This window comes from Aureimonas sp. Leaf324 (assembly GCF_001423245.1).
Taxonomy (GTDB): Bacteria; Pseudomonadota; Alphaproteobacteria; order Rhizobiales; family Rhizobiaceae; genus Aureimonas.
The window spans coordinates 540432-566747 of the sequence record NZ_LMOH01000012.1; the positions used below are offsets into that span (position 1 = coordinate 540432).

The following is a 26316-nucleotide window of genomic DNA, read 5'->3' on the forward strand; positions in this document are numbered from 1 at the left end:
CGCGCCGGGGCCGCAGAGACATTAAGTCAGCAAAAACAATCGCTTAAAAAACCGAAAACTGGCGCGACGCAGCCTGCCGCGTTGCAGCAAAGTCGCGCTCGAAATGTTTGCGAAGGGAACGGTTGCCGTCTCGGGGCGCTACGCTATCGGCTGCCTGGACGAGCCGCAGATGGGTGCGCGGACGCCGGCAACCCGAGGGCGCCCTCGGCATCCCGAGGTTGCGGTGGGGGCTCATCCCATGAGCCGGGAGGTCGAAGAGCCAGCCGGCCTGTAAGCCGGGTTCTGTGCGACGGCCGAAGCCGTGCGGCGACCATTCCTCTGGGACGCCGCTCGCGCGGCGCCTCGTGCAACCTACCCGGACGACTGGCCCGGAGCGGGCCGGCGGTTACCCGCCACGTCGTCCCTATTCGGTCTTGCTCCCGGTGGGGTTTACCATGCCGCGACCGTTGCCGGCCGCGCGGTGGGCTCTTACCCCACCCTTTCACCCTTACCTCGCGACCCGAAGGCGGCGAGGCGGTCTGCTCTCTGTGGCACTGTCCCTGGGGTCACCCCCGCCGGGCGTTACCCGGCACCGTTCCTCCTTGGAGCCCGGACTTTCCTCCCCCGCCGTCTTTCGACGATTGCGGCAGCGGTCGCCCGGCCGGCTGGCTGCGGGCGGTGTCGCCCGGCGGCCGGGCGCTGTCAAGCGCCGACGGCCCGATCGCGAGGACGGATCAGAGCGAGGCGAGAACCGTCTTGACCTTCTGGCAGTAGCGCGCCGAGGTCGGGTTCATGCGCTTGGAATAGTGCCCGGCATTGTACTTGAGGATCGTGCCGCAAAGCGTCCCGCCGCCACGCCGTTCGGCGCCCGCCAGATACTTCATGCCGTACTTGATGTTGACCGCGGGGTTGTAGAGATCGCTCGAGTCCCCCTCGAAGCCCATGTCCCGCGCGGTCGCGGGCTTGATCTGCATCAGGCCGATCTCGCCGGCCCGGCCGGTCACCTCGACCTTGTAGTTGCTCTCCACCGAGACGATCGCATGGGCGAGCTCGACGGGGATATCGTTGGCCTTCGCCTCGCGGGCGATGATGTCGGCGAACGGGCGCGAGCCCAGCGTGTCGTTCGTGTCCTCGACCGGATCGGTCGGCTTCTGCTCGGAGATGGACGGTTCGGCGACGGGCGCCAGGGACGTGGATGAAGCGGTATCGGCTTGAGCGGCAGAAATCTGGGCAAGCAGAAGCGTCGCGGCGCAGGCCGCGGCAGGCAGTCGGTTCATTTTGGTTCCGTGGATTGTCGGCGCGCGTCGAACGGACGAGCAACCGGCCCCCTCAAAAGCCGCCCGAATACGCGGCGGCGATGACGAGGGAGGTTCTGCCGGAGGAATCCACCGCCAATGTGTCGCGGCGATCACGGAACATGTCAGGCTGAAATAATTCGAGACGGCCGTAAGCCGGCCATACATTCTCTAGAGGATCGACGGCAGGCTCGTCAGCAACCGGTGAAGGGTCGTGATCGTCCCCATGTCGGCGATCCCGTCGACCCGGCCGGGCCGGAAGTGCCTCTGAAAGGCAAACGTGTTGAAACGCGTTGCTTCGTCGAAGGTTCCGGTGATGTCCTGAAAATATCCGTAAGCTGCGAGCAGCCCCTGATAGGCCTCGACGGGTTGCCCGCTGTCCCCCATCGCCAGGAAGCGACCGCCGGTCGCCCTAGCGGGCTCGGTCCAGTGGCCAACCCCCGCCGCAAAAAGTTGATCCCACGGAAAGAGTTCGCCGGGATCCTCCTTGCGGGTGGGTGCGACGTCGGAGTGTGCGAGCACACTTTGTGGCGCGATCGACCAGCGCGCGACGCAATCGCGACACAATTCAATCACCGCCGCCACCTGCGCGGGTGGAAAGGCGCGGTAGCCGTGTTCATGTCCGGGGTTCACGATCTCGATGCCGATCGACCGGGAGTTGACGTCGTCGCGGCCGCGCCACCAGGAAACCCCCGCGTGCCAGGCGCGCCGGCTTTCCGGCACCAGCTGGAAGACGCACCCATCCTCCTCGACAAGGTAGTGGGACGACACCTCGCCGTCCACGCCGGACAGGCGACGCAGCGCCGCCTCGCCGCTGACCATACCCGTATAGTGCAGGAGGAGGATATCCGGCGACGCGCCGTTGCGCCGTGCGTCATGATGGGGCGAGGCGACGACCTGGTCGACGAGCGTGCTGTCCGGCGTCATGTCATCGCGACCCGGCCCACCAGCGACCACGCGGCGTTGATCGCCTTCATCCGCTCGGTCGCGATCGCCATGAACTCGTCCGGCACGCCGCGCGCGGCCAGCCGGTCGGGGTGGTTCTCCTTGACGAGCTCGAGATAACGCCGCCGGATCACCTCCGGCGGGTCGGTCGGCCGCACGCCGAGGACCGCGAAGGCCCCCTCCGGGCCGGACTGGACGTGCCGCGCCTTCACGCGCTCGAACTCCGTCTCGGTCATCCCGAAGATTTCGGCGACTCGCGCGAGGAACTCCAGCTCCCGCTCGTGGATGGTGTCGTCGGCGCCCGCGATGTGAAAGAGGCCGTCGAGGACGTCGCCAAGAAGCGCGCAGTTGCCCGGCCCCCCGTCGCACAGTCCCCGCATCTTGGCGGCATAGATCTCGAAGCCGGCCGTGTCGCGGCGCGCCAGATCGTAGAGTCGGAAGACATTGCCGACCTCCTCCGGCGGGATCTTGAAGATCTCCTGAAAGGCACGGATTTCGCGCTGGCTGACGACACCGTCGGCCTTCGCCATCTTCGCCGAGAGCGCGATCATCGCAACCGAGAAGGCCACGCGCCGGCGCGTCTCGCGATCACCGGAATAGGCCGAGCGCACGCGCTCGACGATGGCTTCGATCGCCTCCGCACCGGTGGCGGCGAAATCACGGAAAAGCTGAGCGAGCGTCGAGAAGATGGACATGAAAGCCGGGTCCTGCCGCCGGTTGGGCGAGTCCCCGCCGTTCTATCCGATCGCGGCGGGCGGCTCAAAGATCCTGTCGCACTCTGCCGGACGAACGCATGAAAAGGCCCGCGCTGCGCGGCGCGGGCCCTGTCGATCGCGCGGAAAGACGCGAATTACTGCGTGGTCGTGGTTCCCGTGGTGCCGGTCGCGGGCGTCGTCGCGGTGCCGGTTGCGGGTGCCATTGAGCTGCCGGTCGCCGGCGTCGTCGCCGTGCCCGTGGCAGGCGTCGTCGTGGTGGTCGTCGCGGCCGGGGTGGTGGTGGACGAGCTCTTGTTGTCCGAGCACGCGCCCAGCGCGAGCATGGACAGGGCGCCGATGGCGAGGGTCAGGGAACGCATGGATCGTCTCCGTTGGTTGTCACTGCCGGCATAACGAGCCAATCCCCGATGGGTTCAATTTCATCAGTTCACGCCGCAAGACGTGATGAAACATACGTTGCGGCCGCATGCTGTCCGTGGTCGGTGACAGGCTGGCGCAAGGCTGCAACGGGAAGGTCCCGCCGGGCTCCGGCCACTTCGACGCCAACGGGAAGACGCATGCGCGCGATACAACGCCTTCTGTCGCGGGCCGCCTTCGGCTCGCGCGTCCTCCTCGTCGTCGGAGCGGCGCTCGCCGTTGCCGGATGCCGAAGCGCCTCCCTGGATCCCGTCGACCTCGGCCTGACCGGCGTCGCCGGCACGCAGCCGCACCACTATCCCGTCCACGGCATCGACGTGTCGAAGTACCAGGGCAAGATCGCCTGGGACACGGTGCGCGCGGGCGGCGTCGCCTTCGCCTACATCAAGTCGACCGAGGGGGGCGACCGGGTGGATTCCGCCTTCCGCCGCAACTGGGACGCGGCGGGCGCGGCGGGCGTGCCGCGCGGCGCCTACCACTTCTTCTACTGGTGTCGGTCGGGCGCGGAACAGGCCCGCTGGTTCATCGAGAACGTGCCGCGCGACCCGGCCGCCCTGCCTCCGGTCCTCGACGTCGAATGGACGCCGGATTCGCCGACCTGCACGCGCCGCCCGCCGCGCGAGGAGATGGTGCGCGAGATGACCGCCTTCATGGACACGCTCGAGAAGCACTACGGCGTGCGCCCCATCATCTATGCCCCGATCGACATCCACCGCGACCGCCTTATCGGCACCTTCCCGAAGCATCAGTTCTGGCTGCGCGGCGTGAAGGACCATCCGAGCGTCAACTACGCCGGGCGCGAGGACTGGCGTTTCTGGCAGTGGACCGCGACCGGCACGGTGCCGGGGGTCTCCGGCGAGGTGGACCGTAACGCCTTCTCCGGCACCAAGGCCGACTGGGAGACCTGGCTGCGGGCGCACCGCCCGGCCGCCTGACTTCCTCAAACCGCCCCATTTGGCCCGTCAAAGGCGGCGAACCCGAACAACCGAGGAGCAACCGAACCGCCATGGCCCCTTCCTTCACATCGCTGGCACTCGCCTCGACCCTCCTCGTCGCGGGCGTTTCGGGTGCGGCCGCGCAGGGCGCGCAGTGCGGCGGCAACTGGAACCAGTTCATGGACGGCGTCCGGGCCGAGGCGCTGGCCAAGGGCCTGTCGACGGCCGGCGTCGACCGGGCGCTCGCCAATGTGCGCCAGGACGAGAAGGTGCTCTCGCGCGACCGCGGCCAGGCGGTGTTCCAGCAGGAATGGAGCCGCTTCCAAGGCCGCATGGTCAACAAGGACCGGCTGGCCCGCGGACAGGCGCAGCTGAAGAAATACGCCTCGACCTTCCGCGAGGTGGAAGCGGCGACCGGCGTGCCCGGCCCGGTGATCGCGAGCTTCTGGGGCCTCGAGACCGATTTCGGCGCCGTGCTCGGCGACTTCGACACCCTCTCCGCGCTCGCCACCCTCGCGCACGACTGCCGCCGGCCCGAGATCTTCCGCCCGCACCTGATCTCCGCGATCGAACTCGTCGATAAGGGGTATCTCCGCCCCGACCAGATGCGCGGCGCCTGGGCCGGCGAACTCGGCCAAACCCAGATGCTGCCCGAGGACTACATCGCCTTCGGCACCGACCAGGACGGCAACGGCCAGATCAACCTCCTGACCGACGTGCCGGACGTCCTGATGACGACGGGCAAGTTCATTCAGTCGATGGGCTGGCAGCGCGGCCAGCCGTGGCTGGAGGCGATCCGCGTGCCGGCCGACTTCCCGTTCGATCGCGCCGCCCTCGTCAACAAGGAGCCGCGTCGCGCCTTCGCGGAACTCGGCGTCACCAAGTCCGACGGCAAGCCGCTGGAGCGCGACGACGTGCCCGCCTCGATCATCCTGCCGCAGGGCAAGGGCGGGCCGGCCTTCCTCGCCTTCCCGAACTTCGACATCTACCTGCAGTGGAACAACTCGCTGACCTACTCGCTCACCGCCGCCTATTTCGGCACGCGGCTGGCCGGCGAGCCGGTGGTCGATATGGGCAATCCGCAGCCCGGCCTCGACGGCGACCAGATGAAGGTGCTGCAGAACAAGCTCGTCGCGCTCGGCTACGATGTCGGCAAGGTGGACGGCATCCTCGGCGCCAACACGCGCGCGGCGGTGGCGACCGAGCAGGGCAAGCGCGGCTTCGCGCCGGACGGCTGGCCGACCGCGCCCTTCCTCGCCGCCCTCAACTGACCCTGGGAGCTGGCGGGCCGCGAAGGGCCGCCCGCCTCGATTCAGGGCTTCACCAGCACCTTGCCGACCTTGCCGGGCGCGAGCGACACCTCGACCGCGCGGCCGATCTCGGCGAGCGGCACGACCTCCTCGGCCACGAGCGTCAGCTCGCCCTTGGCGACGCGCGTCACGAGTTCGCCCATCAGCCGCCTGCGGTCGTCCGGCGACACGGCGGGACCGACCTTGGCGCCCCAGAACCCCTTCACCGTCAACTGCTTGAAGATCACCGCGCCCGACGGGATCTGCATCGGCTCGCCGGTCATCGAGCCGAAGCACACGAGCGTGCCGTTCTCGCCGATGACGTCGGCAAGGTCCGCCGCCGCCTTGCCGCCGACGGATTCGACGCCGGCCTTGATCGGCGCTCCCTTCGTCAGGGCTCGCACCTTGTCCTTCCAGCCTTCGCCCGACGTCGAGACGGCGTTGCGGATGCCGGCGACTTCGAGCTCGGCGACGCCCTCGTCGCGGCGCACGAGACTGACCACGTGGGTGCCCCGCGCCTCGGCAAGCTTGGCCAGCATCCGCCCGACCGCGCCGTTGGCGGCGTTTTGGACGATCCACTCGCCCGGTTCGGCGCCGAGCGACTCCAGAAGCGTGATGGCGCTGAACGGCATGGCGATCAGCTGCGCGGCCGCCTCGTCCGGGATCTCGTCCGGCACCGGCATGACGCCCGCCGCCTTGGCGATGAAGCTCTCGGCCCAGGTGCCGTGGACGCCGGCCGCGCTGACGCGCCGGCCGACCATGGCGGCATCCACCCCCTCGCCCACCGCCTCGATCGTGCCGACGGCCTCCGAGCCGCCGATCGCGGGCAGCGGCGGCTTGTAGCCGTAGGTGCCGCGCACGGTCCAAAGGTCGTGGTTGTGGATCGGCGACAGGAGCGTGCGGATGCGCACCTCGCCGGGGCCGGGCTCCGGCGTCGGACGATCGGCCTGATGCAGGACGGTGGCGGGATCGCCGAACGTGTCGTGAACAGCGCTTTTCATGGGGCCGGCCTCCGGCATAGTGAGTTGCAGGAAGCCACAGATGGAGCCGCCGCGCTGCGCGCCAAGGGAGCGCCGGACGCGCGAACGCGCCCGCGCCGCTCGATCGCGGCCGGGATGCTGGGACACGTCACTGAGTGCCGCCGTTCGAGGAACAGGCGACGGGCCGCCGGAGGCGAACCTCCGTGGGGTAGAGTGTATGAGTGGTCCGCCTCCGGCGACCCGCGCGGTGTTTGCGGTTCGGCAGGGTGTGCGAGACCCCGCCATGGAGCTTCTCCGGTTGCCGCTCGCCTCGGCCCTCTTGCCAGAACCGTCCGGGCCACGGTCCCCTCCGGCAGGGGGCGTGTCGCGGACACCGCCCGCCACCCCTCCGAACGATCCCGGTGATCATTCGCGCCTGTTCGATGGGGCGGCGATGGGAGGAGACTAGCGACGGTTCGGCTTCAAGAGGAAAACTGGTGGGAAATCTTGGGCGGCGCAAAGAGCAATGCGCCTGGGTGGAGGGCCTCGCGATGGTCTGTCGAGGCCCGCGCAGACCTCGTGCCGAGTGATGGCCTACATAGCTAGATCGCGGAGTAGAGCCCCATTTCGCTGAGGCTGACGATCTGGTTTCGGCCGACGATCAAGTGATCGATCAGACGGATGTCGAGAGGCTTCAGGACATCGCGAACATCGCTGGTCCGCGCGATGTCTTCCTTCGTCGGGTCCGCACACCCCGAGGGATGGTTGTGAACGAGGATCACGCCGCGGGCTCCGAGGTTGAGCGCGCGTTGGGCGATTTCCCGGAGGTGAACCGGGACGTGACCGACGGTGCCGACCTGCTGCAGTTCGTCGGAGATGAGGTGAAAACGACTGTCCAGATGCAGGACGCGGAGGATTTCGACCGGCTGCGCTGCCATCGTCACGCGCAGATACTGCCTGACATCGTCGATGGAGTTGAGGACGTTGCGTTCGCGGAATCGCCCGAACGACACACGCCCGACCAGATGCCATGCGGACTGGATCTGATGGATGACGGACGGTTCCAGCCCCGCTTCCAACAGCTTGAACGCCGGGGCGCTGAGACAGTCCGGGAGACTGCCGAAATGGTCGAGAAGGTCTTCGGCGACGGATCGAGACCGCTCCACCGAACCCATATCCCGTAGAATCCACTGGAGAACGGCAAGGTCTTCCTCGCGCCAGAGGACTTTCCGGTTCTCGACCGTCGCGCGAGCACGGGACGGAAAGGGTGCCGCCAACTCCGCCAAGCTATGCATAAATCCGCCCTCTCGGTTGCATCCTTATCTTTTATACAACCTATGGGAGCGCGTCTACGCCTGACCGCTTGCGCCAGCGCCTTTGGTCTTTCGGATGGATAGACCGGCGTGATGGTGCCGCAGGATTGGCAAGTCTCAGTGCAATCCTCTGCTCACTGGAAGACCTTCGGGGATGCGACCTGGGCCACGTGTGGCGTGGATTAATTCTAGCCTAAAATTGCACGTGTACGTCGTTCCCGAGACCCTTGAATACACGCAAAGGTTCTATAACGTTCCTCTGCAATTTAATAGGAGGAGAAGCTTTTCATGCGCGATGGTTTCGAGCTCAGGGTCGATGTCGAACGGTTCGACGGAGGTTTGACATGGACACCAGCGACCGACATCTTTCATCTCGACGCCAATCTCGCGCAGAACCTCGGTCTCTCGGACAACAGCATCGCCGTGGACGGAGTGACGTTCCGAGCCTGTATTCACCCGACCGATCGCGCGCGGCTTCGTGAAATCGGCAAGGAGGGATTGGCCCTTCAGCAGCCCGTGAAGGTGACATACTCCCTGCGAAATCGACATGGCGAGTATCGCGACGTCCGCTCGGAGGGATTCTGGATCTCGAACGAGGCCGGTGAGGTCATAGCCACCTGCCAACGCATCGTGGAGGTCGACTACGAAAGCGACGCGAGGGCAGACCGTGTCGCCGATCTAGCGTTGCAGATCGTGAGATTGGTCGCAGGGGCGGAAGGACAGACTGCCCAAGCCGTCGCTGAACAGATTCAGGTTCACCTCCTGCGGCAGGATGTGGAGATGCAATCCCAAAAGCGAACGATCACCAACTAGCAAAGAACGGTTCGAGTTCTGCTGTCGGGAACGGGGAGACGGCCGCTCACTCCGTTCCCGTCGGGCCGTTGGCTTGACGAGCCCTCATCTGGCCGCCTGGGACATCGGCCGGAGGCGACGGCCGTCATGCCCCACGGTGGAAGGGACTGACCGGGCCAACATGCCCCGCCGCATGGCGCTCTTCTACAAACCTACGCCGCCGCGCTCCACCCTGCCCCGCCTGCTTCCGTCAGGAGGAAGGCCTCGCCGCAGGCTTTGGCGAGGGTGCGCACGCGCAGGATGTAGCTCTGGCGCTCGGTGACGGAGATGACGCCGCGGGCGTCGAGGAGGTTGAAGGCGTGCGAGGCCTTGATGGCCTGGTCGTAGGCCGGCAGGACGCAGCGGTGGAGAGCGCCCGCCGCGTCCGGCGCGCCGGCCTTCAGGATCGCGGCGCATTCGCGTTCCGCGTCGTCGAAGTGCTGGAGCAGCATCTTCGTGTCGGCGATCTCGAAATTGAAGCGGGAATATTCGCGCTCGGCCTGGAGGAAGACGTCGCCGTAGGTGACCTTCTCGGCGCCCTCGCGGCCGTTGAAGTTCAGGTCATAGACGTTGTCGACGTTCTGGACGTACATGGCGAGGCGCTCGAGCCCGTAGGTCAGTTCGCCCGCGACCGGCGCGCATTCGATGCCGCAGACCTGCTGGAAGTAGGTGAACTGCGAGACCTCCATCCCGTCGCACCAGCACTCCCAGCCGAGGCCCCAGGCGCCGAGCGTCGGCGACTCCCAGTCGTCCTCGACGAAGCGGATGTCGTGCAGCGCCATGTCGACGCCGATCGCCTTGAGGGAGCCGAGATAGAGCTCCTGCAGGTTGGGCGGGTTGGGCTTCAGGATGACCTGATACTGGTAGTAGTGCTGCAGCCGGTTGGGATTCTCGCCGTAACGCCCGTCCTTCGGCCGACGCGACGGCTGAACATAGGCCGCGTTCCACGGCCGGGGCCCGAGCGCGCGCAAGGTCGTCGCGGGGTGGAAGGTGCCGGCGCCCACTTCCATGTCGTAGGGCTGGAGCACGACGCAGCCGTAATCGGCCCAGTAGCGATGGAGCGCGAGGATCAGCCCCTGGAAGGAGCGTTCGGGCCGCATGTGATCGGCAAGTTCGGACATGGCAGCGGACCCTGGATGTTCTCGACGCGGCGTTCTTGTGACGCGCGAGTTGCCATGCCCGCTTTGCCGGGGTCAAGCCTCGGGCGCGTGGCGCAGGGCTTCAGTCGCGGCGCAGCCGGTAGACGCCGTCCGCCCCGCGCTCCAGCGTGCCGTGCGCGCCGGTGCGATGCTCGGCCTCGGAGCGGCGGTTGCGCTCGATCACCCGCGCGGTTTCCTGCTGAAGCTGGCGGTAGCCGTAGTAGGCGGCGGCCCCGACGAGGCCGAAGAGGAAGATGGGCATCGGATCGACCATGATTCACACGGGTCCCAGTATTTGCGGGCTTTCGGGCGAAGGCAAGGCGCCGCGGGTCGTCAGAGGCCGTAGCGCGCCCAGAGCGCACGCTCCTCGGCGGCCGTGAAGGCGGCATCGACGGCGGCGTTGGCGAGCGAGGCGGCGGCGCCCCCGCCGCGGCCGATGCCGAAGAGTCCGCGCTTCTGCTGGACGACGGCGAGCTTCACCTTCGGTCCATAGGTCTCGCGCAGCACCGTGCGCAGATCGCCGAGCCGGTCGACGAGGCCGAGTTCGAGGCCGCGCGTGCCGGACCAGAAAAGACCGGAGAACAGATCGGGATGGTCGGCGAGACGGTCGGCACGGCGCGAGCGCACGAGGTCGATGAAGGTCTGGTGCACGTCGAGCTGGAGGGCCTTCAGGTGCTCGACGTCCTCGGGGCGTTCGGGCCGGAAGGGGTCGAGCGTCGCCTTGTTCTGGCCGGCGGTGTGGACGCGGCGCTCGATGCCGAGCCTGGCGATGAGGTCGACGAAGCCGAAGCCGCCGGACACGACGCCGATCGAGCCGACGACCGAGGACGGGTCGGCGACGATCTCGTCGCCCGCGCAGGCGATCATGTAGCCGCCGGACGCCGCGAGGTCCTCGCAGGCGACGACGACGCGCTTGTTCTTCTCCTCCGCCAGATCCCGGATACGCTGGAACACGAGGCGCGACTGGACGGGCGAGCCGCCCGGCGAGTTCACCGAGATCGCGACGGCCGGCGAGTCCTTCATGGCGAAGGCCTTATCGAGCAGCGGGGCGACGGAGGCGAGGTTGATCGAGGAGCGCAGCGGCGAGCCGCCAGCCATGATCACGCCGTTCAGCCGCACCACGGGAATGACGGTCTCCGTCTTGCGGAAACGCTTCGGGATCAGCTTGGCGATCGGGTTCGGCACGGGGCTTGGCTCTCGTGGAATGTCGGACGCTCGCCATGTAGGCATCCAACCCGACTGGCGCCAATGCGCCTCACGTCATCGCGACGGTGAACCGTCCCTGCCCCAGCGCCTCGCGCGTCGCCGCGTCGAGCACGACCGGCGGCAGGAGGCGAAGCGGCGCACGCGAGCCGCGGGTCGCCGCGCACAGGATCCGCACGGCCGGGGCGTCCGCCTTCGCATGCACGGGGCGGATGGTGAGACCGCCGAGCCGGTTGCCGCAGGCGGCCGCGATCGTCGCGATCTGGTCGGGCCGGCCGATCATGTGGAAGCGCCCAGCATGGCGCAGAAGCGCGGCGGCGACGGCGATCCAGCGCGCGGTGAAGGCGGCGTCGGGCTCGGCCTTGGCGGCGGCGCGCGCGGCATCCGGCGAGGCCCGGCCGCCTGCGGGATGAAAGGGCGGGTTGGTGAGGACGAGATCGAAGGCGCCGTCCGCGAGGCCGGCCGCCTCGCGGCCCAAGCGCGGCAGGAGGAGGTCGAGCTCGACGAGGCGCAGGCGACCGGAGAGATCGGCGTTCTGCGGCAGCGCGAGGGTCCGGCGGGCGAGATCGGCCATCGCCGGATCGCGCTCGGCCAGCGTCACCGCGAGGGCCGGCGCGCGGATCGCGGCGGCGAGCGCGACGGCGCCCGACCCGGACCCGAGATCGGCCGCAATGCCCCCCTGACCCGGCTCCACGGTGGCAGCCAGAAGCAGCGCGTCGTCGCCGGAACGGAGGCCACCCCTCGCCGGCTGGAGGAGATGGAACGCGCCGCCGAAGAACGCGTCCTTCGTGACGGTCTCGGCGGACGAGGGTTCAGGCACGGTCGGAGAGTTCGTGAGCCAGCCCCGCATCGCTGAGGAGGCGCCGGGCCTGATCGATCTCCTCGTCGTCCACGAGGAGGCGACGCGGCAGAATGCCGATCGAGCCGTCGAGGACGCTCATGTGGCTGTCGGCGAGGAGATGCCCGATCTCCGCATCGCGCAGGAGCGCCTGCACGAAGGACAGAAGGACGGGATCGTTGGAGCGCAGGAGTTCGATCATGGCCGGGTTCAGTGGCCCCAAAAGCACGCCGGACGCAAGCCGCGACGTGCCCGAGGTCGCCCGATGCCGGCGGCGCGCCACTTTACGCACTTGCCGCCTCACGCCCGCCCGGCTATTGCGCGCGCAGCGATACGGAGAAGACCAGTGACCCTTGCCCGCCCCCTGGATCAGACGAGAGAGATCGCCTCGATCGACCCGATCCTCGGCCTGACGCGCGCGGACATGGATCGCGTCAACGCGCTGATCCTGTCCATGGCCGGGTCCAACGTCGAGCTCATCCCCGAAATCGCCGAGCACCTGATCTCGTCGGGCGGCAAGCGGCTGCGCCCGATCCTCACCCTCGCCTCGGCGCTCGCCTTCGGATACCGCGGCGAAAACCACGTGAAGCTCGCGGCCAGCGTCGAGTTCCTGCACACCGCGACGCTCCTCCACGACGACGTGGTGGACGAGAGCGACCTGCGCCGCGGCCGCAAGACCGCCCGCACGATCTGGGGCAACCAGGCGAGCGTTCTCGTCGGCGACTACCTCCTCGGCCAGGCCTTCAAGATGATGGTCGAGGTCGGCTCGATGCGCGCGCTGGCGATCCTCTCCAACGCGTCCGCCGTGATCGCCGAGGGCGAGGTCTGGCAGCTCTCGGCCGCCAAGCAGATGTCGACCACCGAGGCCGACTACATGGCGGTGATCGGCGCCAAGACGGCCGCCCTCTTCGCCGCCGCGGCCGAGGTCGGCCCGGTGATCGCCGGCGCGGGCGCCGACTTCGAGGCGGCGATGCGCGACTACGGCCTGCACCTCGGTCTCGCGTTTCAGCTCGTTGACGACGTCCTCGACTACGGCGGTTCGGCCGACGACCTCGGCAAGAACGTCGGCGACGACTTCCGCGAGGGCAAGATCACGCTCCCCGTCATCCTGTCCTATGCCGCCGGCAACGAGGACGAGCGCGCCTTCTGGCGCGAGGCGATGGAGAACGGGCACAACGACGACGCGGCGCTGGCGCGCGCACGCGACCTCCTGGCGCGGCACGGGGCGCTGGAGGCGACGAAGGCGCGGGCGCGCGAGCACGGGCGCCTCGCCTCGCAGGCCCTGTCGGTCCTGCCCGCCGGCCCCCACCGCGAGGCGCTCGACGCCGTGGTGGCGTTTTCGATCGAGCGGATCCGATAGTTCGTGCCGACGGCTGGCGTCGTTCGCCGTCGCAAAATAAACATTCTGGAAGCGGACACGGGTGAACGCGCCCCGCGCTGCCAAGGCGGCGGGCGGGCACGAGCGCCGCGGCCGACGCCCAGGCGCCGGCGGGTCGGGAAAAAGGAAGTTCGACGTGGATAGAACGCGTATCTCGCGGATCGCTTTGGCCGCCGCTCTCGCCGCCGCCGTTTTGGCCGGCCCCGCTGCGGCGCAGACCACCGAGCCCGCCGCGCAGGACACGCCCGCCACCGGCACCGAGCGCGCGACCGTCGACGTCCAGTCGCTGTCGGGCGCCTATCTCGCCGCCAAGCTGGCGCGCGAGAACCGCCAGCCCGGCATCGCCGCCGACTATTACGACGAAGCGCTGCGCCTCGATCCGACCTCCGACGTCCTGCAGCAGGAGGCGATGTTCGCCTATCTGGCGGACGGCCGCTTCAAGGACGGCGTCGATCTCGCCGCCAAGCTCGTCGACGACGATACGGTGGGCAAGGTCGCCCAGATCGCGGTCGCGCTCGACGCCCTGCACGACGGCCGCTTCGACGCGGCGATCGAAGCCCTCAAGCTGCGCGACACGAGCGATCTCGACACGCTCCTCGTCGGCCACCTTTCCGCCTGGGCCGATGTCGGCGCCGGTCGAGGCCAGGACGCCATCCGCCGCGTCGAGGCGCTTCGCGGCGCCTCGTGGTTCGAGGCCTTCAACCAGTACGAGATCGGGCTGATCGCCGGGCTCACCGGCGATGTCGAGCGCGCACGCACCGCGCTCGGTGCCCTGATTTCGGACCAGAGCACCGCGCAGACCTCGGTCGACGCCTATCTCGCGGGCGCCGAGGCGCTGGCGCGCATCGAGGCGCGCTCGGGCCGCAAGCAGCAGGCGCTCGACGCCGTGGCGCGCGGTCTCGAACTCGCGCCCGCCTACGAGCCGCTGACGCAGCTCGAAGCCGCGATCCGCGACGGCAAGGAGATCGCCCCGCCGATCCGCGATGCGCAAGGGGGCGCTGCCGAGACGCTCTACATCCTCGGGCAGGCGATCAATCGCGGCGACGGACAGGACGTCGCGCTCCTCTACTTCCAGTTCGCCAAGGCGGTCGCCAACACGGCCGATCCCAAGCTCCTGACGGCGCTCGCCGGCGTCGCCGACCGGTCGAAGCAGATCGATCTTGCGATCTCCTACTACGAGCAGATTCCGGAAGGCTCGCCCTACCGGCGCACCGCCGAGCTGCAGATGGGCCTCGACCTCTGGCAGGCCGATCGCAAGGACGAGGCCAAGGTCCACCTGCGCAAGGCGGTCGAGAGCTACCCGGACGACCTGCAGGCGCATCTGGCGCTCGCCGACGTGCTGGCGGCCGACAAGGACTACGCGGGCGCCGTGACGATGCTCGACAAGGCGCTGACGCTCGCGCCCACCGACGCGCCCAACGTCTGGAACATCTACTACCAGCGGGGCATCGCGCTCGAGCGGCAGAAGCAGTGGGACAAGGCCGAGCCGGACTTCCGCAAGGCGCTGGAGCTCGAGCCGAACCAGCCGCAGGTCCTGAACTATCTCGGCTACTCCTGGGTCGACATGAACCGCAATCTCGACGAGGGGCTGAACATGATTCGCACCGCCGTCGAGCTGCGGCCGAACGACGGCTACATCATCGACTCGCTCGGCTGGGCCTACTACCGCCTCGGCCGCTTCGACGAGGCCGTCGAGCAGCTGGAGCGCGCGGTCCTGATCATGCCCGCCGACCCGACGCTGAACGACCATCTCGGCGACGCCTACTGGCGCGTCGGGCGCACCCGCGAGGCGCGCTTCCAGTGGAACCGCGCGCTGGTCGGCGATCCCGCGCCGGAGGCCGCCGAGGTCGAGAAGATCAAGAAGAAGCTCGCCGAGGGTCTGGCGCCGGTGGCCGATACCGCGACGATCGCGCCGCCGCCCGCCGCCGGCGGCGGAACCGAGGCCCCCAAGGTCTCGAACTGACGGTCGCGATGGACGCCTTCGTCCACGTTCCCTGGGTCACCACCGTCACCGCGCGCGCCAAGATCAACCTGGCGCTCCATGTCGTCGGCCGACGCGCCGACGGCTACCACGAGCTGGAAAGCCTCGTCGCCTTCGCCGACTTCGGCGACCGGCTGGAGATCGCTCCCGGCCCGCGCGACGCGCTCAGCGTCGACGGGCCGCTCGGCGCGGGCGTGCCGACCGACGGCGGCAATCTCGTCATGAAGGCGCTGGCGCTGGCGCAGGAGCTCGCGCCGGCCGGCGGCGTGCGCCTGTCGCCGCTCGCCATCCGCCTCTCCAAGCACCTGCCGCACGCCGCCGGCATCGGCGGCGGCTCGGCGGATGCCGGCGCCCTGCTCGCCTGGATCGGGGCGCGGCATCCCGCGCTTCGGCCTTCGCTTGCCGAGCGCTGCGTAAAGCTCGGCGCCGACGTGCCGATGTGCCTGTCCGGCGAGGCGGCGGTGGTGCGCGGGATCGGCGAGCGCGCCGAGCGGCTGGCCGCCCTGCCCGCGATCCCCGTCCTCCTCGTCAATCCCGGCGTGCCGGTGGCGACGCCCGCCGTTTTCGCCGGTCTCGCGCGACGCGACAACGCGCCCCTCCTGGCTCTGCCGGCCGAGGGCTTTTCGGACCTCGAGACGCTGGCGCGCTACCTCGAGGCCGCGCGCAACGATCTGGAGCCCCCGGCGCTCGGGCTCGCGCCCGCGATCGGCGACGCCGTCGAGGCCGTGTCCAAGGCCGGCGCGCGCTTTGCCCGGATGTCGGGTTCGGGCGCGACGGTGTTCGGCCTCTTCGCCAGCGACGCCGCCTGCCGCGAGGCGGAGCGCGCGATCGCCGCGGCGCGGCCCGGCTGGTGGGTCAAGGCGACGCAACTGACGGGGCAGACGCGATGAGCGAGCGCGAATTCATTCCCCTGTCGATCGCCGTCCTCACGGTCTCGGACACGCGCACCCCGGACGACGATCGATCCGGCGATACGCTGGTCGAGCGGCTGGAGGGCGCGGGTCATCGGCTCGGCGACCGCCGCATCGTGCCCGACGACGTCGAGGCGATCCGCGCCGCCGTCCTCGGCTGGTCGCGCGATCCCGGCATCGACGTCGTCATCACCACCGGCGGCACCGGCTTCACCGGCCGCGACGTGACGCCGGAAGCACTGGAGCCGATCTTCGACAAGCGGATGGACGGGTTCTCGATCGTCTTCCACCGGATCTCGTTCGAGAAGATCGGCGTCTCGACGATCCAGTCCCGGGCGACCGCAGGGGTCGTCAACGCGACCTTCGTCTTCGCGCTGCCGGGCTCGCCCGGCGCCTGCCGCGACGGCTGGGACGGCATTCTCGCCGCACAGCTCGACTATCGCCACCGTCCCTGCAACTTCGTCGAGATCATGCCGCGGCTCGACGAACACCTGCGCCGCGGCGGCCTTTCGGCCTGACGCATCAGGCGCCGCGCCGCATCCGGCGGGGTTTCAAGGCACCCACGAGACGATCGATCCGCCCGCCGCTGGCGGGGGCGGCCGCCACCAGCGCCGCGCGCGAGGCGAGGACGCCGCCGCGCGAGCGCCCGAACAGGCGGTCGAAAATGCCGGGCTCGGGCTCCGGCAACCGCGCCGCGGCGACCGCCGACCGACCGCCGGCATAACGCACCACCCGGTCGATCCAGTTCTCCGGCAGACGCTCGCCCGAGCGCAGGATCAGGACCCACTCGCCCTTCAGAGACGCCGGGGCCGCCAGCACCTCGGCCATCGATGCCAGGCGGCAGCCCGCGTGATCGGCGACGCGCCGCACGTCGTCCCCTGCAACATCCAGAACCACGACGTCGCGCAGGATGCCCTCCACTGCGCCCGAAACGAGCGGCGAGAGGGTCTGGGCGAAGGCGGGCGCATCGTCGGCGCCGTGGATCAGGACGGTCAGCATCGCGTCCCGCGTTATCGCAAAGCGGCGTCGCCCGCCAGCGTCCGCTTTCGTTCCCTTTTGTTCTTGTATTGTTCTCTCTTGATGACTAGGATCAGGGTCTTAACGGGATCGTATCCGAGGGAACCCAATCCCATGTCCGAGATCCGAAGCATCGACCGCGCCGCGCACGGCCCGGTCCGCGGCGTCGACATCGCGAACCACATGCTGAACCAGTCGGGCCTGCGCGTCGGGTTCGACCGGCGGCGCGGTCGCGGCGCGGGGATGAACCCGTCCGGCCGCTTCGAGCCCTTCGCGCGGACCGCCTTCGACGACGGCTGGGCGACGATCGACGAGCTGCCGCCGTTCCGCACCGAGGTACAGAACGAGGCGGCGCGCACGATCATCACGCGTAACCAGTCGCCCGACATTTCCTTCGACCGCTCGGTGAACCCCTATCGCGGCTGCGAGCACGGCTGCGTATACTGCTTCGCGCGGCCGAGCCACGCCTATATGGGCCTGTCGCCCGGCCTCGACTTCGAATCCAAGCTCTTCGCCAAGCCGAACGCCGCCGAGCTTCTGGAAGACGAGCTCTCCAAGCCCGGCTACGAGCCGCGCTCGATCGCGATCGGCACCAACACCGACCCCTACCAGCCGATCGAGAAGACGCGGGGGATCATGCGCGAGATCCTCGAGGTGCTGGAGCGGGCGAACCACCCGGTTGGCATCGTGACGAAGTCGGCGCTGGTGACGCGCGACATCGACATTCTCCAGCGCATGGCGGCCAAGGGGCTCGCGCGGGTCGCCATGTCCGTCACGACGATGGACCGCCAGCTGGCGCGCCTGATGGAGCCGCGGGCGGCCACCCCGCCCAAGCGCTTCGACGCGGTGCGCCAGCTGACCGAGGCGGGCATCCCGACCATGGTGATGACCGCGCCGATCATTCCCGGCCTGACGGACTCGGAGATCGAGCGGCTTCTGGAGGCGGCGGCCGAAGCCGGCGCGAAGGAGGTCGGCTACGTGCTCCTGCGCCTGCCGCTCGAAGTGTCGCCGCTCTTCAAGGACTGGCTGCTGCGCCACTATCCCAACCGCTACCGTCACGTGATGGCGCTCCTGCGCTCGATGCGCGACGGCAAGGACTACGATCCCGAATGGGGCCAGCGGATGACCGGCAAGGGGCCTTACGCGCAGCAGATCAAGCGCCGCTTCGAACTGGCCGCCAAGCGTCTTTCGTTGAACCTCGAGCGCTCGACGCTGCGCAGCGACCTCTTTCGCGCGCCGAAAGGCGGCGGCGTGCAGCTCTCGCTGCTCTGAACGTGACGAGCCGTCCGGGCGCTTGCGCCGGACGCTGACAGCACCGGGAGGCTTGCGGGCCTTCCCATCGATCGTCCGGGGCCGCATCCGGACGACCGACGTCGGCGGCCTCCCCGGTCCGCCGCCGTCACAGAAGAGCCCGGCGGTCCGCCAACCCGCCGCCGGGCTTGAGAAGGATCGGAGAATGCGCGAGGTTCGCCGCACGATGACTCGCCGTTCCTCCGATCCTTCGCTCCCCACCCTCTTCGCCCCCGGCCTCGTGCTGCCCCGCTCGGATGAGCCGGGGCCGAACGACGCGATCGAGCGGCATCTCATGACGCTCGGGCACGGGCGGGTCGCCGGCATCGACGAAGCGGGACGCGGGCCGCTGGCCGGTCCGGTGGTCGCGGCGGCCGTGATCCTCGATTTCAGGCGATTGCCGCAAGGTCTCGACGATTCCAAGAAGCTGAAGCCCGTCGAGCGCGAACGGCTCTACGAGGCGATCCTCCAGACCGCCGAGGTCGGTGTCGGCACGGCCGGCGCGCCGGAGATCGACCGGGTCAACATCCGGCAGGCGACGCTGAACGCCATGCGCCGGGCGCTGGCGGGCCTTGCCGTTCCGCCGGCGCATGCGCTCGTCGACGGGCGCGATGTGCCGCCGCGCCTTGCCTGCCCGGCGACGGCCGTCATCGGCGGCGACGCGCGCTCGCTTTCGATCGCTGCCGCTTCGATCATCGCCAAGGTGACGCGCGACCGGATGATGTCGGCACTCTGCGACGTCCATCCGGCCTACGGTTTCGGCCGGCACATGGGCTACGGGACGGCCGCGCATCTTGCGGCTATCGAGGTGGCCGGCCCCTGCATCCACCACCGCCGCAGCTTCGCACCGATCGCGGCCCGCCTGGCGCGCGCTGGCTAAGGTCGGCGGTCGTAGGCGGATCGAACGCGCGGCGGGACGCCATCGACCTCGACTAGCCGAGGACGGCGGCCTGTTCGCTGCGACGTCGCAGTGTGACTGCTGCGCGACCGCTTCCGTTGTCATCCTTCGGAAAGATGCACTCGCAACACTGCGCGGAGGCGGTCGTGTCATTTCAGCGAGCGAAGCGAACGGACATCAAGGCGGTTGGCCCCTGCATCCACCATCGCCGCAGCTTCGCTCCGCTTGCGGGGAGACTGGTGCACGCCGACTGAGGCCGGCGGTCGCGAGCGGGTCGACCGCCTGGCGTGACGCCATGGTGCTGGACTTGCCGACGACGGCGGTCTCGCTGCAGCGTTGCTCAGAGGCTCCCGCGTCACGGCGTCGGCTATCGGTTCTCCATAGAATGCACCGACAACACTGAGTGGCAGCGGATCACGTCGTTTCGGCGAGCCAAACGAATGTCCACTTCCGGGCACGACAAGGCCGCAGTGGGAGGCGGTTCGTGCCGTTCAGGCTGCGGTGTCGCTCAGGAGGATCTGGTCTACAACCCGACAGGCCTCAAAACGCAAAAAAGCCGCCCCGGAGGGCGGCTTGTTCTGCTCGGTCCTACGCGGCGCTCAGTTGAGGCGGCGGCGCACTTCCTCGATGGAGCGCTCGGTCATCTGGCCGTCGGTGCCGAGGTGACGCTCGGCGATGACGCGGGTGGCGGCATCGATCGCGATGTTGACGGCGGAGGCGCGGACCTCGGCGATCGCGTCGGCTTCGGCCTGGGCGATCTTCTGCTCGGCGACCTGCGTGCGGCGAGCGACGTATTCCTCGCTCTTGATGCGGGCTTCCTCGACGAGGCCGGCGGCCTCGCGCTGCGCGCTGGCGACGATCTCGCGGGCTTCGGCCTCCGCCTCGCGGCGGCGGCGCTGGTAGTCGGCCAGCTGGCGCTTGGCCTCTTCCTTCAGCTCGCGGGCCTCCTCCATCTCGTTCTCGATCCGCTTGGCGCGGCTGTCGAGCGAGCGGGCGGCCATCGCCGGCGCCTTGAAGTACATCACGACGGCGAGGAAGAGGATGAGGCCGATCAGCGCCCAGAATGTTGCGTCGAATGCCATGGTTCAGCTCCTCAGGCGCGAACGGCGCGAACGGCGTTGGCGACCTCGTCGTGCGAGACGCTGGCACCGGTCAGTTCGGTCAGGATGGCCTCGGCCGCATCGGTCGCGATCGTGTCGACGTCGGCGAGCGCGCGGGCCTTGATCTCGGCGATGCGGGCCTGCGCCGTCTCGAGCTTGGCGTCGAGTTCGCCCTCGATGCGCTTGCGCTCGGTGTCGGCGCTGGAGCGGGCCGAATCGCGCGCCTCGCCGGCGATCTTCTGCGAGTTGGCGCGGGCGCTGGCGAGCTCCTGCTCGTAGGCGGCCTGGGCCTCGTCGGCATCGGCGCGCATGCGCTCGGCCGCCTCGAGATCGGCGGCGATGCGCTCGCGGCGGTTCTCGAGAACCGAGGCGATGCGCGGGATGATCGTCTTCGACAGGACGTAGTAGAAGACGCCGAAACTGATCGCCAGCCACAGGATCTGCGAGGCGAAGAATTCGGGGTTCAGCGGCGGGAAGGTACCGCCCGCTTCGTGCGCGCCCTCGGGCACGCCGATGGCTTCCGCGGTCTGGGGAGCGGGAGCGGTGGTCAACGGCGTTCCATGCCCATCAGGCGCACCCTCTGTCTGCGCGAAAGCTTCGGTGACGAACATGTCCTACTCCGATGATACGGGTCCGGCCGCCCCGTCCGGGGCGGCCGGCTGCACAATCCCAAGAACTTGAGATTAGACGAAGAGCAGCAGCAGCGCGATGAGCAGCGAGAAGATGCCCAGAGCTTCCGTGACGGCGAAGCCGAAGATCAGGCGGCCGAACTGGCCGTCGGCAGCCGACGGGTTGCGCAGCGCGCCGGTGAGGAAGCTCGAGAAGATGTTGCCGAGCGCGAGGGCCGTGCCGGCCATGCCGAAGCAAGCCAGACCAGCGCCGATGTAACGTGCAGCTTCCGCGTCCATGAGAAACTCCTTTAGTGGATCGTGCGGGGGATTGAGGCCCGCGACCGAGACGGCCGCGCGACGAGGGGATGCGGTCAGTGGTGAACGTGGACCGCGTCGTTGAGGTACATGCAGGTCAGGACCGCGAAGACGTAGGCCTGCAGGAACGCCACGAGGAATTCGAGCGCCGTGATGCCGACGGTCATGAGCAGCGGCAGGATCGCGCCGCCCACGCCCACCGCGCCGAGCGCGCCGAGCGAGGTCACGAAGCCCGCGAAGACCTTGAGCGTGATGTGGCCCGCCAGCATGTTGGCGAAGAGACGAACCGAGAGCGAGACCGGGCGCGACAGGAACGAGATGATCTCGATCAGCACCACGAAGGGCACGACGGCCGCCGGAACGCCGGAGGGGACGAAGACCTTGAACCAGCCGAGGCCATGGCCCTTGATGCCGGCGACGACCACCGTGCCGATCACGAGCAGCGCCAGCGCGAAGGTGACGATCAGGTGGCTGGTCACGGTGAAGAAATACGGGAACATCCCGAGGAGGTTCGCCACCAGGATGAACATGAAGAGCGAGAACACGAGGGGGAAGAACTTCATCCCCTTCGATCCCGCCGCGTCGCGCAGCATGCTGGCGATGAATTCGTAGGAGAGTTCCGAGACCGACTGCGAGCGGCTCGGCACCAGTCCGCGCCCGCGGGTCGACCAATACAGGAAGCCCGTGGCGACCGCGACAGTCGCGACCATGAACAACGAAGAATTGGTGAACGAGAAATCGACCCCGCCGATTTCGATCGGAACCAGCCGAGAAATCTGAAACTGATGAAGGGGATCGTTCGCCAAACGCTTGGTCCTCTTATGCTCGCCCTCTCGGAGCGAGACTGCCATAGCGTCCTGAACCGCGCTTCGCAACACCCTCCGGGGCGAAATGCCTGCTCTGTCCCCGTGCGATCCACTTATCGTGAAGGGGGATCGCTCGGCGGGGTCGGCTGGCTGGCCGAACGGATGACGTTGAGGACGCCGGCAGCGAAGCCGAGAAGCAGGAAGACGATCAATCCGAAGGGCGTCGTTCCGAAAAGCTGGTCGATGCCGTAGCCGATCACCGCGCCGACGACGACGCCGGCGATGAACTCGCTGGCGATCTTCAGCCCCTGCGCCATGCCCTGCATGGAACCGGGCTTGCCGTCGGTCTCGGGCAGGAGCGTCTTCTGCGTCGCCTTGAAGTGGTCGAGGCGGGCCTGCAGGCGGGCGCGGTCGGCGGCGCGCTCGGCGTCGGTCTTGTCGCTGTCGTCGTTCATCGCGTGTCGCCCTGCCGGGAGCGGCAAGCCTCCCGGCCGCCGCATCCTTCACTTCGCCGTGTCCGGCAAGATGCCGGTGCCCTCCCCGCATCTAAGGCAGGCGGGCGCTTGGCGACAGGGCGTCAGCGCCAGCCGCCGCCGTAGGTGCGATAGAAGACGTGCAGGCCGATCTTGTCGACCTTCTGCATGGTCTTCGCCCAGCGGGGCCGGACGTAAGTCGCATGATAGTGGGTCGCCGAGCCGACTTCGGGCAGCCACGTCTTGCCGCGCGTTACCTCGTCGGCGATCCGCTTGGCGGTGCCGTAGGCGCGCTTGTTCCAGATGACGTCCTTCACGCCGTCGCAGGCGAACGAGAACTGGCAGCGATTCTTCCAGTCCTGGTTCTGGTAGACGACGCCGCAGATCGTCTTCGGATAGGCGGGATTGCGCACGCGGTTGAGGATCACCTGCGCGACCGCCGCCTGACCCTTCTCGGTCTCGCCGCGCGCCTCGAAATAGATGCCGTTGGCGAGGCAAGTCTGTTCTTTCTCGGTGAAGGAGGACGCCGGCAGGATCGAGGCGGCCCAGGAATGGTCCTTCGGCGAGATCGGCGGAATGAAGTCCTGCCCCTGCGGATGGAGCACGGCGTCGAAGAGGCTGGAATGCCCGGGCTGGGATTCGGGCGCATAGGCCGCCAGCGTCTGCAAGGCGTCGACCTTGCCGGCGGGAATGGCGTCGGACGCGGGCTTGTCGCGGCGCGCGGCGACCGGGACGGGATCCGGCGTCGCGGACACGCCTGCCTCCGCGCCGCTGCGGCGGAAGGCCGCGACGCGCGTCGGCCCGCCGAACGGCATCGGGCCGGCGAGCGCGGTGCGCATCTCGTCGTCGCCCATGGCGAGGCCCGGACGCAGAAGGTTGGTCGCGGCGACGATGGCGCCGGCCGCGAACTTCGGCTGCACGGCGGCGAGCGGCCGGGGGCCGACGCGCCCTCCCCGCTCGGCGGGAATGCGGGCCGAGCCGTCGCGCACGAACACCGAGCCGTCGGCCGGCTGCGCCACGAGATCGGCATCGCCATCGTCGAAGCCGGGATTGCCGGCGAAGGCGGAGAGCGTGAGGAGAGGGCCGGCCAGATCGTCCGGCGCCCCGGCCGCCGACAGGTCGGCGTTCGGCAGCGTGGTCGGCAGGGCGGGGAGAATCAGAAGCGCGGCACCGATCGACAGGATCGTGCGACGAAACGCGGCGCGGCGTGCGGCGGATCTTCGGTCCGCCCTGCGGGCGCCGTGCTTCGCTGTTCTCATGACCGGCTTCCGCATGGGTTCCATCGGAAGACGATCATCGCTCATTAACCTTATCGGAAAGTTAATGAGCCGGACGGGCGGCCGCTGCCGCCCTCGTCCGTCAGAACTTCTTGGCCTTGTGCGCGTAGGGGTTATCGGACTTGCGCATCATCATGCGGATCGGGATGCCGGCGAGGCCGAACTGCTCGCGCAGGCCGTTGACGAGGTAGCGCGTGTAGGCCGTGCCCACCGCTTCGGGTCGCGACGTGTGGAGGATGAAGGTCGGCGGGCGGGTCTTGATCTGCGTCATGTACTTGATGTTGACGCGCCGGCCCGAGACCGCGGGGGGCGGATGGTGCGAGACCATGCGCTCGAGCCACTGGTTGAGCTTGGCGGTGGAGATGCGCCGGTTCCAGGTCTCGTGGGTCTCGGTGATCGCCTTCATCAGGCGGTCGAGCCCCTCGCCGGTCGCACCCGCGACGGTGACGGCCTTGACGCCGCGCACCTGCGGCAGGAGACGCTCGGTCTTCTCGCGCAGGTCCGCCAGCACCGCCTGGCGATCCTCGACGAGGTCCCATTTGTTGAAGGCGAGAACCGGCGCCCGGCCCTCGCGCGCGATGAGATCGACCAGCGTCAGGTCCTGCTTCTCGAAGGGGATCGTCACGTCGAAGACGATCACGACGACCTCGGCGAAGCGGATGGCGCGCAGCGCGTCGGCGACCGACAGCTTCTCCAGCTTCTCCTGCACGCGCGCCCGGCGGCGCATGCCGGCGGTGTCGAACATCTTCACGCGGCGACCGCGCCACTCCCACTCGACCGAGATCGAATCGCGCGTGATGCCGGCCTCGGGGCCCGTCAGCAGCCGGTCCTCGCCGAGGAAGCGGTTGACGAGCGTCGACTTGCCGGCGTTCGGGCGGCCGACGATCGCGATGTTGAGCGGCTTCGTCGCGTCGTAGCGCTCGATCGGCTCGCCGTCCTCGTCGAACTCGATCTCGGCATCCGGATCGGCGTCGGCGGCATCGGGGTCCTCGAAGGCCTCGATCCCCAGCGCCTCGACGATCGCATCGCGCAGGTCACCCATGCCTTCGCCGTGCTCGGCCGAGATGGCGCAGGGCTGGCCGAGGCCGAGCGAGAAGGCGTCGTAGAAGCCCGTGTCCGAGCCGCGCGCCTCGGCCTTGTTGGCGACGAGGATCACCGGCTTGCCCCGGCGGCGCAGGAGATCGCCGAACGTCTCGTCCTGCGGCGTGACGCCGGCCTTGGCATCCACCACGAAGAGGGACAGGTCGGCGTCCTGGATCGCCAGCTCGGTCTGGGCGCGCATGCGCCCTTCCAGCGTGTCGGCGCCCGCCTCCTCGAGACCGGCCGTGTCGATGACGCGGAAGTCGAGGTCGAGCAGGCGCGCCTCCCCCTCGCGCCGGTCGCGCGTGACGCCCGGCCGGTCGTCCACCAGCGCGAGCTTGCGCCCGACCAGCCGGTTGAACAGGGTGGACTTGCCGACGTTCGGCCGACCGATGATGGCGATGGTGACCATGGTGTCCTCGTGGCTCCCGTCAGGCCGGGGGCTGGGCAGGCGCTGCCGGCGCAGGCGCCTCGGCCGGCGCGGCGGGGGCCGCGGGGGCCGGCGCCGCGGGAGCGGTGGGTGCGGCATCCGGGGCCGCTGCGGGGGTTTCGGTGACGGGCGCGGCCGGCGTCGCTGTGGGCGCGGCGGGCGTCGAGGCCGCGATCAGCTCCTGCATCAGGCCGGCGCGGCGGCGGATGCCGTTCGGGGCGCCGAGGTCTTCCTGCAGCTGGTCGAACATCGTGCGGGCGGTTTCGATATCCTGCGCCTTCCAGGCGGCGAGCCCCAACGCCTCGCGCGCGGGGAAGCGCAGCGGTTCCGCATCGCCGGTGAGGCGTTCGACGCGGGCGCGCACATCGGCGAGCGAACCGTGATCGACGAGAAGATAGGCCGCGCGCACGGCGGCCATGTCGCGCAGGCCCTGCGGCGCGCCGGACGTGTTGGCCACCTCGTCGAAGGCGGCGACGGCCGCTGCGGGATCGTCGGCGACGCGCGCTTCGGCGAGCCGCATGCGCGCGAGCGCTGGGTAGGCGCCGACGCCGTTCTGCGAGAGACCGTCGAGGATGGTGTTCCCCTCCTTCGTCTTGCCCTCCGAGTAGAGCGCCGTCGCCTGGAGAAGCCGGTCGCCGTCGGCGGCCGCGACGCCCGCTTGATAGCGCTGCCAGAGAACGTAGCCGGCGACGCCGAGCACGATCAGCACCGAGACGATCACGGCGGCCGTGCCGTAGCGGATCCACAACGCGCGGACACGCTCCTGACGAAGCTCCTCGTTCACCTCGCGAACGAATGTGTCATTGCTCATGGACGCTCAACCTTGGCGCTGGATCGGGTGGCCGGCATGGCCGGGCCGGATAGGCCTGCGCTTTTGAACGATTTTTCCC

General features: G+C 69.0%; 29 protein-coding genes and 1 other RNA gene. 9 read left to right on the plus strand and 21 right to left on the minus strand.

The annotated features are described in order from the left end of the window. Positions 1–255 precede the first annotated feature (255 nt). The 5 genes from rnpB to ASF65_RS20825 all read right to left on the minus strand — a co-directional run bounded on the left by rnpB (position 256) and on the right by ASF65_RS20825 (position 3294). Positions 256–648: RNase P RNA component class A (rnpB, locus tag ASF65_RS11430), an RNA gene on the minus strand. Between the two features lie 65 nt (positions 649–713). Further along, positions 714–1256 (minus strand): transglycosylase SLT domain-containing protein, encoded by a 543-nt coding sequence (locus ASF65_RS10130; RefSeq protein WP_055888504.1) that lies wholly within the window; start codon positions 1254–1256, stop codon positions 714–716. A gap of 189 nt (positions 1257–1445) precedes the next feature. Then, positions 1446–2201 carry an N-acetylmuramoyl-L-alanine amidase gene (locus ASF65_RS10135; RefSeq protein ID WP_055888506.1) on the minus strand — a complete coding sequence of 252 codons (756 nt, stop codon included), beginning with the start codon at positions 2199–2201 and terminating at the stop codon, positions 1446–1448. Beyond that, the gene (locus ASF65_RS10140) at positions 2198–2914 is read right to left on the minus strand and encodes a DnaJ family molecular chaperone (RefSeq protein WP_055888508.1); all 717 of its coding nucleotides are present in this window, start codon (positions 2912–2914) and stop codon (positions 2198–2200) included. The genes ASF65_RS10135 and ASF65_RS10140 overlap by 4 nt, the downstream gene beginning before the upstream one ends. A gap of 155 nt (positions 2915–3069) precedes the next feature. Then, on the minus strand, positions 3070–3294 hold the full coding sequence (locus ASF65_RS20825; RefSeq protein ID WP_082505384.1) for a hypothetical protein: 225 nt from the start codon (positions 3292–3294) through the stop codon (positions 3070–3072). 198 nt (positions 3295–3492) lie between these two features. Here ASF65_RS20825 and ASF65_RS10150 point away from each other — a divergent pair, with 198 nt between their 5' ends. Next, a complete protein-coding gene (locus tag ASF65_RS10150) occupies positions 3493–4287 on the plus strand; it encodes a GH25 family lysozyme (protein ID WP_055888512.1) in 795 nt (264 codons plus the stop codon). Between the two features lie 71 nt (positions 4288–4358). Next, on the plus strand, positions 4359–5558 hold the full coding sequence (locus tag ASF65_RS10155) for a lytic murein transglycosylase (protein WP_055888514.1): 1200 nt from the start codon (positions 4359–4361) through the stop codon (positions 5556–5558). Positions 5559–5599: 41 nt separating this feature from the next. Here the strand turns inward: ASF65_RS10155 and ASF65_RS10160 are convergent, their stop codons facing one another. Next, a complete protein-coding gene (locus ASF65_RS10160) occupies positions 5600–6577 on the minus strand; it encodes a zinc-binding dehydrogenase (RefSeq protein ID WP_055888517.1) in 978 nt (325 codons plus the stop codon). A gap of 560 nt (positions 6578–7137) precedes the next feature. Further along, entirely contained in the window at positions 7138–7710 is a 573-nt protein-coding gene (radC, locus tag ASF65_RS10165) for a DNA repair protein RadC (RefSeq protein ID WP_055888518.1), read from the minus strand. Between the two features lie 426 nt (positions 7711–8136). Between radC and ASF65_RS10170 the strand changes: the two genes are divergently transcribed. Next, a complete protein-coding gene (locus ASF65_RS10170; protein ID WP_055888520.1) occupies positions 8137–8661 on the plus strand; it encodes a PAS domain-containing protein in 525 nt (174 codons plus the stop codon). A gap of 191 nt (positions 8662–8852) precedes the next feature. Here ASF65_RS10170 and ASF65_RS10175 read toward each other — a convergent pair whose 3' ends face one another. From ASF65_RS10175 to ASF65_RS10195, 5 genes are all read right to left on the minus strand, one after another. After that, positions 8853–9800, minus strand: coding sequence for a glycine--tRNA ligase subunit alpha (locus tag ASF65_RS10175; protein WP_055888522.1), 948 nt, complete (start codon positions 9798–9800; stop codon positions 8853–8855). 100 nt (positions 9801–9900) lie between these two features. Continuing rightward, the gene (locus ASF65_RS10180; protein WP_244486610.1) at positions 9901–10080 is read right to left on the minus strand and encodes a hypothetical protein; all 180 of its coding nucleotides are present in this window, start codon (positions 10078–10080) and stop codon (positions 9901–9903) included. Positions 10081–10151: 71 nt separating this feature from the next. Next, positions 10152–11003, minus strand: a complete 852-nt coding sequence (locus ASF65_RS10185; RefSeq protein WP_156369244.1) for a S49 family peptidase — start codon at positions 11001–11003, stop codon at positions 10152–10154. A gap of 70 nt (positions 11004–11073) precedes the next feature. After that, entirely contained in the window at positions 11074–11841 is a 768-nt protein-coding gene (locus tag ASF65_RS10190) for a methyltransferase (protein ID WP_055888528.1), read from the minus strand. Continuing rightward, positions 11834–12061, minus strand: coding sequence for a DUF2007 domain-containing protein (locus ASF65_RS10195; protein WP_055888530.1), 228 nt, complete (start codon positions 12059–12061; stop codon positions 11834–11836). The genes ASF65_RS10190 and ASF65_RS10195 overlap by 8 nt, the downstream gene beginning before the upstream one ends. 144 nt (positions 12062–12205) lie before the next feature. Between ASF65_RS10195 and ASF65_RS10200 the strand changes: the two genes are divergently transcribed. The 4 genes from ASF65_RS10200 (at position 12206) to moaB (ending at position 16647) form a co-directional block, all read left to right on the plus strand. Further along, positions 12206–13219, plus strand: coding sequence for a polyprenyl synthetase family protein (locus tag ASF65_RS10200; protein WP_055888532.1), 1014 nt, complete (start codon positions 12206–12208; stop codon positions 13217–13219). A gap of 154 nt (positions 13220–13373) precedes the next feature. Beyond that, a complete protein-coding gene (locus ASF65_RS10205; RefSeq protein WP_055888534.1) occupies positions 13374–15200 on the plus strand; it encodes a tetratricopeptide repeat protein in 1827 nt (608 codons plus the stop codon). Positions 15201–15208: 8 nt separating this feature from the next. Then, positions 15209–16108 (plus strand): 4-(cytidine 5'-diphospho)-2-C-methyl-D-erythritol kinase, encoded by a 900-nt coding sequence (locus ASF65_RS10210; RefSeq protein ID WP_055888537.1) that lies wholly within the window; start codon positions 15209–15211, stop codon positions 16106–16108. Then, complete coding sequence (gene moaB / locus ASF65_RS10215; protein ID WP_055888539.1) at positions 16105–16647, plus strand: molybdenum cofactor biosynthesis protein B; 543 nt, start codon at positions 16105–16107, stop codon at positions 16645–16647. The genes ASF65_RS10210 and moaB overlap by 4 nt, the downstream gene beginning before the upstream one ends. 4 nt (positions 16648–16651) lie before the next feature. Here the strand turns inward: moaB and ASF65_RS10220 are convergent, their stop codons facing one another. Beyond that, positions 16652–17128 (minus strand): hypothetical protein, encoded by a 477-nt coding sequence (locus tag ASF65_RS10220; RefSeq protein WP_055888541.1) that lies wholly within the window; start codon positions 17126–17128, stop codon positions 16652–16654. Positions 17129–17260: 132 nt separating this feature from the next. Here ASF65_RS10220 and ASF65_RS10225 point away from each other — a divergent pair, with 132 nt between their 5' ends. Beyond that, entirely contained in the window at positions 17261–18418 is a 1158-nt protein-coding gene (locus ASF65_RS10225) for a PA0069 family radical SAM protein (protein WP_055888543.1), read from the plus strand. Positions 18419–18602: 184 nt separating this feature from the next. Then, on the plus strand, positions 18603–19316 hold the full coding sequence (locus ASF65_RS10230; RefSeq protein WP_055888545.1) for a ribonuclease HII: 714 nt from the start codon (positions 18603–18605) through the stop codon (positions 19314–19316). 617 nt (positions 19317–19933) lie between these two features. On the opposite strand, the gene ASF65_RS10235 is transcribed toward ASF65_RS10230, so the two are convergent. The 8 genes from ASF65_RS10235 to ASF65_RS10270 form a co-directional block, all read right to left on the minus strand. Further along, positions 19934–20416, minus strand: a complete 483-nt coding sequence (locus tag ASF65_RS10235) for a F0F1 ATP synthase subunit B (RefSeq protein ID WP_055888546.1) — start codon at positions 20414–20416, stop codon at positions 19934–19936. Between the two features lie 11 nt (positions 20417–20427). Next, a complete protein-coding gene (locus ASF65_RS10240; protein ID WP_055888548.1) occupies positions 20428–21045 on the minus strand; it encodes a F0F1 ATP synthase subunit B in 618 nt (205 codons plus the stop codon). Positions 21046–21117: 72 nt separating this feature from the next. Continuing rightward, on the minus strand, positions 21118–21342 hold the full coding sequence (locus tag ASF65_RS10245; protein ID WP_055888550.1) for a F0F1 ATP synthase subunit C: 225 nt from the start codon (positions 21340–21342) through the stop codon (positions 21118–21120). A gap of 74 nt (positions 21343–21416) precedes the next feature. Continuing rightward, positions 21417–22166, minus strand: coding sequence for a F0F1 ATP synthase subunit A (locus tag ASF65_RS10250; protein ID WP_055888552.1), 750 nt, complete (start codon positions 22164–22166; stop codon positions 21417–21419). Positions 22167–22279: 113 nt separating this feature from the next. Then, the gene (locus ASF65_RS10255; protein ID WP_055888554.1) at positions 22280–22621 is read right to left on the minus strand and encodes an AtpZ/AtpI family protein; all 342 of its coding nucleotides are present in this window, start codon (positions 22619–22621) and stop codon (positions 22280–22282) included. 122 nt (positions 22622–22743) lie between these two features. Continuing rightward, positions 22744–23898 (minus strand): cell wall hydrolase, encoded by a 1155-nt coding sequence (locus ASF65_RS10260; RefSeq protein ID WP_156369245.1) that lies wholly within the window; start codon positions 23896–23898, stop codon positions 22744–22746. 100 nt (positions 23899–23998) lie between these two features. After that, positions 23999–25408: a ribosome biogenesis GTPase Der gene (gene der / locus ASF65_RS10265; RefSeq protein ID WP_055888559.1), complete on the minus strand. Its 1410-nt coding sequence runs from the start codon at positions 25406–25408 to the stop codon at positions 23999–24001. Positions 25409–25427: 19 nt separating this feature from the next. Continuing rightward, positions 25428–26237: a tetratricopeptide repeat protein gene (locus ASF65_RS10270; RefSeq protein WP_082505391.1), complete on the minus strand. Its 810-nt coding sequence runs from the start codon at positions 26235–26237 to the stop codon at positions 25428–25430. Positions 26238–26316 lie beyond the last annotated feature (79 nt).

Coding starts and splice junctions, on each gene's coding strand:
- ASF65_RS10195 (WP_055888530.1), bottom strand. CDS start 12,061: ATGATCGAACTCCTGCGCTCCAACGATCCCGTCCTTCTGTCCTTCGTG.
- ASF65_RS10235 (WP_055888546.1), bottom strand. CDS start 20,416: ATGGCATTCGACGCAACATTCTGGGCGCTGATCGGCCTCATCCTCTTC.
- ASF65_RS10255 (WP_055888554.1), bottom strand. CDS start 22,621: ATGAACGACGACAGCGACAAGACCGACGCCGAGCGCGCCGCCGACCGC.
- ASF65_RS10170 (WP_055888520.1), top strand. CDS start 8,137: ATGCGCGATGGTTTCGAGCTCAGGGTCGATGTCGAACGGTTCGACGGA.
- ASF65_RS10180 (WP_244486610.1), bottom strand. CDS start 10,080: ATGCCCATCTTCCTCTTCGGCCTCGTCGGGGCCGCCGCCTACTACGGC.
- der (WP_055888559.1), bottom strand. CDS start 25,408: ATGGTCACCATCGCCATCATCGGTCGGCCGAACGTCGGCAAGTCCACC.
- ASF65_RS10135 (WP_055888506.1), bottom strand. CDS start 2,201: ATGACGCCGGACAGCACGCTCGTCGACCAGGTCGTCGCCTCGCCCCAT.
- ASF65_RS10140 (WP_055888508.1), bottom strand. CDS start 2,914: ATGTCCATCTTCTCGACGCTCGCTCAGCTTTTCCGTGATTTCGCCGCC.
- ASF65_RS10175 (WP_055888522.1), bottom strand. CDS start 9,800: ATGTCCGAACTTGCCGATCACATGCGGCCCGAACGCTCCTTCCAGGGG.
- moaB (WP_055888539.1), top strand. CDS start 16,105: ATGAGCGAGCGCGAATTCATTCCCCTGTCGATCGCCGTCCTCACGGTC.
- radC (WP_055888518.1), bottom strand. CDS start 7,710: ATGGGTTCGGTGGAGCGGTCTCGATCCGTCGCCGAAGACCTTCTCGAC.
- ASF65_RS10260 (WP_156369245.1), bottom strand. CDS start 23,898: ATGAGAACAGCGAAGCACGGCGCCCGCAGGGCGGACCGAAGATCCGCC.
- ASF65_RS20825 (WP_082505384.1), bottom strand. CDS start 3,294: ATGCGTTCCCTGACCCTCGCCATCGGCGCCCTGTCCATGCTCGCGCTG.
- ASF65_RS10225 (WP_055888543.1), top strand. CDS start 17,261: ATGTCCGAGATCCGAAGCATCGACCGCGCCGCGCACGGCCCGGTCCGC.
- ASF65_RS10210 (WP_055888537.1), top strand. CDS start 15,209: ATGGACGCCTTCGTCCACGTTCCCTGGGTCACCACCGTCACCGCGCGC.
- ASF65_RS10270 (WP_082505391.1), bottom strand. CDS start 26,237: ATGAGCAATGACACATTCGTTCGCGAGGTGAACGAGGAGCTTCGTCAG.
- ASF65_RS10230 (WP_055888545.1), top strand. CDS start 18,603: ATGCGCGAGGTTCGCCGCACGATGACTCGCCGTTCCTCCGATCCTTCG.
- ASF65_RS10130 (WP_055888504.1), bottom strand. CDS start 1,256: ATGAACCGACTGCCTGCCGCGGCCTGCGCCGCGACGCTTCTGCTTGCC.
- ASF65_RS10150 (WP_055888512.1), top strand. CDS start 3,493: ATGCGCGCGATACAACGCCTTCTGTCGCGGGCCGCCTTCGGCTCGCGC.
- ASF65_RS10245 (WP_055888550.1), bottom strand. CDS start 21,342: ATGGACGCGGAAGCTGCACGTTACATCGGCGCTGGTCTGGCTTGCTTC.
- ASF65_RS10155 (WP_055888514.1), top strand. CDS start 4,359: ATGGCCCCTTCCTTCACATCGCTGGCACTCGCCTCGACCCTCCTCGTC.
- ASF65_RS10240 (WP_055888548.1), bottom strand. CDS start 21,045: ATGTTCGTCACCGAAGCTTTCGCGCAGACAGAGGGTGCGCCTGATGGG.
- ASF65_RS10220 (WP_055888541.1), bottom strand. CDS start 17,128: ATGCTGACCGTCCTGATCCACGGCGCCGACGATGCGCCCGCCTTCGCC.
- ASF65_RS10160 (WP_055888517.1), bottom strand. CDS start 6,577: ATGAAAAGCGCTGTTCACGACACGTTCGGCGATCCCGCCACCGTCCTG.